The sequence below is a fragment of the Rhodopirellula sp. MGV genome (genome assembly GCF_002251265.1).
GTDB classification, from domain to species: domain Bacteria; phylum Planctomycetota; class Planctomycetia; order Pirellulales; family Pirellulaceae; genus Stieleria; species Stieleria baltica_A.
Genome location: NZ_NPDI01000026.1, coordinates 22,622 through 30,367 on the forward strand (window position 1 = coordinate 22,622; position 7,746 = coordinate 30,367).

The window sequence follows — 7,746 nt, forward strand, 5'->3', positions numbered from 1 at the left end:
TCGCGAATCGTTTTACTTCGTTGCCGGGACGACTTTGTCCAGACCGAAGTCGATGTATTGGCCACCGGTGGATTGGTGGCAGTGAATCGCGACGACGTTTTCGCCTTCTTGGAAAGCGTCCGATTCGATTTCGAAGGAATCGTAATCGGTGGTGTATCCGCCGAGCGAAGTGACGAGCTTTCCGTTGACGTAGACCTGAGCCTCTTCGTCGTGCCAGATTCGCAGTGCCAGTCGCTTGGGGATCTCGTTAAGTTTGATCGTCCGTCGCAGCCAAACGTCGTCGGTGTTCCAAATGGTTCCGATGGGAGCGCTCGGCGTTTGACGCGACCCCAAGCCACCTTGGGCTTTCGACCAAGACGAGTCATCGTAATCGACAGCAAACCAGTCCCCACTCGGATGCTCGGTCGTAAAACGATACGTCGACTTGGTGTCAGCCGCGGTGGCGACCAGGTTAACGGTCTTGGGTGGCGTCGGCATGTCGGCCCAACCGGCAGCCTTCGTTTTGTCCATTGACGCGTACTGTTGCCAAACCTTGGCATCGTACAGCAGCTTCAAAAAGACACCGCCAACCACCGGACGCGCGGTGAAGCCACGTTTGCGTGCGGTCGACGTGAAGTACCAATCGGTCATCGGCGAACGATCAGGTGTTTCATCAAGAAATTCGTGCACCGGTGCGACCAATGCGTCGAAATCATTGCGGTCTTCGGTCAGCGTTGCCGTCCAAAGGATCCAGTCCAGCTTGGTGTAGTCCGAACGATTGTCGAGTGGCAAGCCGAATTCGTTTTGAATCCCGCGGTAGTACTTCATCTCGGTTTCGTAAACGTCACTTGGGAACAGGTCCAATCCCAAGATGCGGTCCCAAACCAAGTTGTACTTTTGGCTCCAAGTGCCCTCGCGGTCGAACGCCAGACGATAGTGGTCGCCGTCGCGAGCCGCTTCGATCCATTGCTGAGCGTACTTCTTGGCGAAACCGTTGTACTTGTCAGCTGCCTTGGGTTCGCCACGCATCTCGCAAAGCTTGGCGTAAGCACCGAGGGCACAGATCGCTTTGGCACTCAAGTTAACGTTGTGAGCCATGTGGCCGGCAAAGTCATCGGTGCAAAGCTGGTTCTCGGGATCAAAGCCCTTGTCGCTCAAGTAATCGGCCCACTGGGTCAATTGCTTCCAGTACAGGCCGGCGAAATCGGCGTTGCCTTCCATTTGCGCGACCGCACCGAAGAGCAGCAGCAAGTTACCGCATTCTTCGACCGGCATTTGGTTTTCTTCACTTCGTTCGCCACCGCCGTAACGTTGTCCGTTGGCTTTCGGGTAGGTGCCAAGGTCGTGTGGCGCGAAGGGGAAACGCCAGCGGCTTGAAGCGGCGTATTCCATGAACGGAACGATAAAGGACTTCGATACCGAAGGGCCAAACAACAAGAACTGAGGTGCCATCGGATAGAAAACGTCCGAGGTCGCGATGCAGCCGTTGGAGTGATTCTCCTTGCTGAATTGCAACGGTTGGCCGTTGTCATCGGCAACGAACTTTCCGGCCGCAAAGCATTGGCGATAGGCCAACGCACCGATGTCGGCGTAGTCTTGTCCGCCGGCGTTTTTCAGATCGCTCATCAGCTTGTCGTCGAACGCTTCGCAGCGGCTTTCCAAGTCAGCGTGTTCGGCGATCGCAGCGTGGATCAGGTCTTTCGCTTCCCAGCCGTCCTTGCGCCAGAACGGACGCAGGCGATGCTTCATAAATTCGATCGAATACAAATCGTCGTATGCGATCAGTGCAAAGCAGGATGCCGTCTTGTCGGCGGTCGCTTTTCCGGCCGGCATGGCGACCGCGGCAACCACTTCGTCGGCGCGTGCGGGGAAGCTTGCCTTTTGATCGGTCAAGCCTTTGACGCCAGCGGTGTCGAACGCTTCACGCAAGGCAGTCGACGATCCGAAGGCAGTCGTCGCGTTCGCTTTCTTGTCCGCTGCAACATACAGGTAGCCCCAGTCGATCCGCAGGTCGTCACCCGATTTGCCGAGGACGTACTGCGAAACCGTGCCCAGTTTCAATGCGGTGGCGTTATCCAGCGACTCACTGGTTCCGGTGACTTCTTGTTCGGGAAGGTTCGTTGCCAACTGGCCGCCGGCGTCGAAGTAGAACTCGACATCATGGCTGTTCTTGTCCGTCGACGTCGCTTCGCAGTTGACGTAGGTCGTCGGGCGGCTGAGCAGCATCATGTCGCCGGGCAATGCGGGCGTGGTGAAGGTCAGCGTGACCGAGACGCCGTGTCCGGCGAATCCATAAACCGTCCGTGTCGGCAGAACTTTGACGGACGTTTGTTTCAGTGCGGCGATCGTTTGCGGCGAGTCACCCATCAAGCGATAGGCATGACCGTCGACGCGTACGATGGCCGACATCGGTTGTGTCTTACCGGTCCAGTGCGTCGTTGCGGTTTCCCACAGGTTGTCGCTTTGTGACCAGACACTGAAGTACGGATCGCAGGCAACGAGTGGGACTGCTGGTGGGCGAAACGCTTCGTCGGCCAACGCCGGCGTCGGTGCCGATGTCAGCAGCGCGAGGCCGGACACCATCAGGCAGGTAAAGAGTGAACGATTCATCATGTTTGGGGAAAGTCCGTGATCGGGTTGGAAAACGATTCGATCCGTTGTCCGCGGTCGTCAGGGCCTAATCGGAGGCAGGCCCTGTTCGGCCAAGTCACAAAGGCGAGTGGCTTACGCCCGTCGGGCAGACGTCATCGCGGTGCCTTGCGGGCTTGATGCGAGAGTCCGGCGGAGATGCCACGCAACGGATCAGAACACGTCACGTTCAAACGTACGCCTCCGGCAACCCAAATGTCACGCGGTGGGCGAGATAGATTTGGGGGTGATCCCCGCATTAGGGACCGATTGCGGAGGAATCGCGGGGTTTAACAAGATAACAGCCCCCGCGAATCAGAACATGAGACGCGCCGTCGGCGCATTGAGAGGCCTTGTCAGTCGAGGCCGTATTCCTTGCAACGTTCACGCAAGGTGCTGCGGTGAATCCCCAGGATTTCCGCGGCTTTCGCCCGATTGCCGCCGGTGTGCTGCAACACTTTTTGCATCAATGTTGGCTCGAAATCGTCCAAAAACTTGGCGTGTAAATCCGCAGAATTCGAGTCGTCCTTGGCCAGTTGGTTTTTGACCCACTTCTCGACGACTGATTCCGGTGTCGCAGCACTGTCGCCGTTTTCACCACCAGCTGTGCTGGGGCGGTTAACCGCATTGATGGGCAAATCGGCGATGACCAGCGGACGACCGCGTGCGATAACGGCCGCATGTTCGATCGCATTTTTCAGTTCACGGACGTTTCCGTACCAATGTCGCTGCTGCAACTCTTCGATGATTTCGTCGCTCAGATCAACGGACACGGGCGTGGAGAGTCGCGACAAGAAATGTTCGCACAGCGGCACGATGTCTTCGACACGTTCACGCAGCGCTGGCAAGTGAATTTGCATCCCGCTCAATCGGTGATACAAGTCTTCGCGAAACTCGCCCTTCGAGATCGCTGCGACCAAGTCACAATTCGTTGCCGCGATCACGCGAACGTCAGCAACCCGTGAACGGACTTCGCCGACCCGGCTGAATTCACCCGACTCCAACACACGCAGCAGCTTGACTTGGATCCGCATCGGCAGGTCACCGATTTCATCCAGCAAGATCGTCCCACCGGCGGCTTGCTCGAATAGGCCGGCGCGATCGCCGATCGCTCCGGTAAACGCGCCTTTGACGTGACCAAACAATTCGCTTTCGATCAGCTCCGGGTTCAACGCCACCGGGGCGGTGACAATGTAGGGTCGATCAGCACGACTGGAGTGTTTGGCGATCGCCGCGGCGACCAACTCCTTTCCCGTCCCCGTTTCACCGGTGATCAGAACTGACAAGTCGCTATCGGCCACCAAAGCGATTTGGCGAAAGACTTGTTGCATCGCCGCAGACCCGCCCACCATTGATGCGGCACTGGTGGCCAGTGAAGTCTTGTCTTGGTTGCGAGAGGCTTCGGCGGATTGAGCTTCGACGGTTTGCAGCGTGCGGCGACAGACTTGCAGGACGTCTTCCAATCGGAACGGTTTGGTCAAGTAATCGCTGGCACCGTTTTTGACAGCCGCGACGGCGGTTTCCAGATCCCCGAACGCGGTGATGATCACGATGGGGGCATCAGTGCGTTCGATGAACTTTGGCAGCGCGGTGATTCCGTCCATTCCCGGCAACCGCACGTCCAAGAACGCCATCGAAAAGTCTTGGTCTTCGGCGAGCCGCAAACCTTCTTCGGCGCTGGAGGCGATCGTCGCGGTGTGACCTTCACCGGCGAGCGTTTTTTCGAGTGCCCAGCAAATCGCGGGCTCATCGTCAACGATCAAGACTTGATGTTGCATGTGAATCGGAATTCGGTCTGATGAGAAGTTCTGATGTATTCGACTCGGCCGCCCAGCGAGGTTGCCGCACGCATGGCAACCGATAACCCCAAACCCAAGCCTTCGGATTTAGTTGTCACAAAGGGCTCAAACATTTCAGCCGCGATTTTGTCGGCGACGCCCGGTCCGTCATCGATGACTGAAACGACCAAGGTCTGATCACGACAAGACGCGTTGACCTTGACATTCTTACCCGCTTGCAAGGCATTTTGAATCAAGTTCGACACCCCCGCAACAAACGTTGAACCTTCCGCGACAGTGAATTGGTCAACGGAGTCATCAATTTCCCAGGCGAGGGGACGACGAAGGTGGGATGCGATCGGGCCGATCGCATCGCGTATTTGATCCAGGCATTCGCTGACCGGCATCTCCACCGCGTCGGCTAATCGTCCAGACGCCAGCATCACGATTCGGCGAACGTAGTCTTCTGCTTTTTCGATTTGGTCGAGCGCCACCCCGATGCCTTCGTCATTGGCCGAGTCGCACTCGTTGGCGTGCAATTCGACAGCCATCCGAGCACCGGTCAAGCTGTTGCGAAGCTGGTGGGCCATGCCTGCGGCGACCTGGGCGATCAGCTTTTCACCATGACGCCGCTCGGTTTGTTTCCACAGCGTCTCGAGCTCGGACGCCATCTGGTTGATCGAATGGGCAAGTCGCGAAAGTTCGTCTTTGTCGTTGTCTTCGATCGTCAGTTTCAAATTGCCGCTGGCGATCCGGTGGACTTCTTGCTGCAGCCGTCGGATCCGTTTGATCAGCCGCGATGCGAGCAGGTAGCTGATCAGTCCCAGAGGGACGACCGTCAACAAGCCCGTCGCGATTGGCAGTGCGATGAATTGTCCGCGTCGCTTGGCAAGTTCGCTTTGATCCAGCAACACGGCGACTTGATTGACACCATCCTGTCGTCGCTGGGGGCTTTCGATTTTGATGCGGCGGACTAGGTACGGGACGCCATCGATCGTGATCGAGGCGTGGTCGGCTGGCGGCTCGTCGAGGCCTTTGATCGTCCCGCGAATCACATTGTCATCGGCGTCCAGTGTGATCAGTTCTGTTCCGGTCAAGCTGGCAAGCAATCGCATCACGTTTTCGTTGAACGGGTACTTCGCTTGTGCGATCGTCCGTTCTAGATCATCAAAACGCTGTTCGGATTCTTGTGCGGCTTGTTCCGAACCGAATCGATAGGCCGCCAGCGAAATCGCGATGGCGACAACCGAAGTCGCGAGCAGGATTGGGCCCAAAAAACGAAACCGCAGGGAAGACGTTGCCGTCATCGGCAAGTCAGCTGGGTGCGGCGGCGGATTGATGGAAGCGGTCATCGACGGGATGTCAGTTCGTCGATTCGATTTTTAGTACCGGCAGACGACCGCGCACATCGATCTGGTCACGGATCGATTGAGGCGTGTTGTCGGCGGGGCGAGGACGCAGATCGGGATCGATTTCTGGGGCGACGTAGTGCGAGCCTTGGCGGGTGCCACGTCGGTCGAACTCAGCTTCGATTTGCAGCTTCAACGTCGACTTGTCCAAACACCATTGCGGTGCGATCAAATACTTGGGCGGGGCGTCACCACTGATGCGTTCGACGACTGTCGTCGGAGGGATACGTTCTAGAAAATCGACGACGGTGTTCACATAAGTGTCCTGTTCCATCATCTTGATTTTTCCGCTGCTCACCTCGTCGCCAAGCTTCGTACCTTGGACCGCATAAAGGTTGTGCAGTTTGATCGCATCAAATCCCAGTCGCGAAACCTCATCCGCCGTCTGCATCATCATCTCGTGCGTTTCGCCCGGGATCCCCAGGATGATGTGGACGCAGCATTCGAAACCGCGACCTCGCGATCGGTCGATCGCATTGATCATGTGCTCGTGGTTGTGAGCACGATTCATCCAGTCCAGTCCCGGCTGGTGCATCGTCTGCATGCCGTATTCCAGCGAAACATAATGCTCACGGGCCAGACCTTCGACCAGCGACAGCACACTTTCGGGAACACAATCGGGACGCGTGCCAATTGCCAAGCCAACGATATCGGGGTGTTGGCCGATCGCCAGACGGAAGACTTCTTCCAGTTGGTCGACCGGGGCATAGGTATTGGTGGCCGGTTGGAAATAGGCCAAAAAACCGGAAACATTTTTATAGCGCCGGCGGACCGTTATGATGCCAGAATCTAATTGTTCGCTGACACGTTTCAGCCGCACGCGTCGCGAGGGGCTGAACGAACGGTTGTCGCAAAAATTGCAACCGCCGCGTGCGACGGCCCCATCGACGTTGGGGCAAGTGAACCCGGCGTCCAGGCTGACACGCTGGATACGTCCGCCGAATTGGCGCCTTAAAAAAGCACCAAAGGCGTTAAAATAAAGACCCTCGCGTTGCCAGGCCAAACGATCATTAGAACCGGAAATTGTCAAAGGAGTCCGTTGCCAAGCGGGGGTGATCGGTCGATATTAGGGAGTTCGTTGTTCCACCGTCCTGCTGCTCACGCGCAGGATTTTGTGACTCAGTTTAATACGTACGACAAGCCCACCATTCACGAGGCGTGGCGGTGAACTATTTTGACGACAATGAAGACCAGGATTTCGCCGGAAAGTATGGGCAATTGGTCCCCATCGGTGGTGGCGATCCGATCCCACTGATGAAAGATCGCCTGGTCGTCGGTCGACGCGCTGAGTGCGATATCCAGTTGAAGTTCAACAACGTCTCCGGTCAACACGCACGGATGAGTTTGGAGCAGGGATATTGGTTCATTCGGGACATGAACAGCCGAAATGGCATCAAAGTTGACGGCCGCCCTGTCATCCGAAAACGCCTCGATCCGAAATGCAAACTCGCCATCGCACGTCACGTGTACACTGTCGAGTACGATCCACAGCTTTTGGGTGCCTACGGACCACCACCGGCGGATGACGAGTATTTGGACGAAGTGATGAAAAGTTCGTTGATGTCGCGTGCCGGCGTCAGCAAACGTGACGCCAAAGGTTTCACCAATAAGAAACCCGAGTAAACAAGCTCTCATCAGCCGCATTGGCATCGCCAGCGGTTGCGTGATTTGCTTTCTCAGCCGCACCAGCATCGCCGGCGGGAAACCGAAAATCGCCTAAAGGCTAGACTCCAACAGGTAGTGGACGACGCGAGGAGTCCCCGCCTTGTGCTTAATGAGCCGCATTGGCGATAGCCAGCGGTTGTGTGGCTTTGGTTTTGCCGGCGGACCGAGAATCGCCTAAAGGCTAGACTCCAGCGGCGTTTGTCTTAGGGGCGAAGCCCCGGCCGGTTACCTAGCCAGGTCCGCAGGGCCTGGAAAATGACCCAACCAAAAACAGTAGGGCCAACGGC

At 57.0% G+C, this 7,746-nt stretch carries 5 protein-coding genes; 1 reads left to right on the top strand and 4 read right to left on the bottom strand.

Going from position 1 to position 7,746, the window contains the following annotated elements; all coding sequences use genetic code 11:
- Nucleotides 1-12: 12 nt before the first annotated feature.
- The 4 genes from CGZ80_RS08270 to CGZ80_RS08285 form a co-directional block, all read right to left on the bottom strand.
- Nucleotides 13-2,592, bottom strand: coding sequence for a glutaminase family protein (locus CGZ80_RS08270; RefSeq protein WP_094413244.1), 2,580 nt, complete (start codon nucleotides 2,590-2,592; stop codon nucleotides 13-15).
- A gap of 371 nt (nucleotides 2,593-2,963) precedes the next feature.
- Nucleotides 2,964-4,391 (bottom strand): sigma-54-dependent transcriptional regulator, encoded by a 1,428-nt coding sequence (locus CGZ80_RS08275; protein ID WP_094413246.1) that lies wholly within the window; start codon nucleotides 4,389-4,391, stop codon nucleotides 2,964-2,966.
- The gene (locus CGZ80_RS08280) at nucleotides 4,367-5,737 is read right to left on the bottom strand and encodes a sensor histidine kinase (protein WP_094413248.1); all 1,371 of its coding nucleotides are present in this window, start codon (nucleotides 5,735-5,737) and stop codon (nucleotides 4,367-4,369) included. Before CGZ80_RS08280 ends, CGZ80_RS08275 begins: the two co-directional genes overlap by 25 nt.
- A gap of 10 nt (nucleotides 5,738-5,747) precedes the next feature.
- Nucleotides 5,748-6,851, bottom strand: coding sequence for a TIGR01212 family radical SAM protein (locus CGZ80_RS08285; protein WP_094413250.1), 1,104 nt, complete (start codon nucleotides 6,849-6,851; stop codon nucleotides 5,748-5,750).
- A gap of 107 nt (nucleotides 6,852-6,958) precedes the next feature.
- On the opposite strand from CGZ80_RS08285, the gene CGZ80_RS08290 reads away from it, so the two are divergent.
- Nucleotides 6,959-7,417, top strand: coding sequence for an FHA domain-containing protein (locus CGZ80_RS08290; protein WP_233148304.1), 459 nt, complete (start codon nucleotides 6,959-6,961; stop codon nucleotides 7,415-7,417).
- Nucleotides 7,418-7,746: the final 329 nt, after the last annotated feature.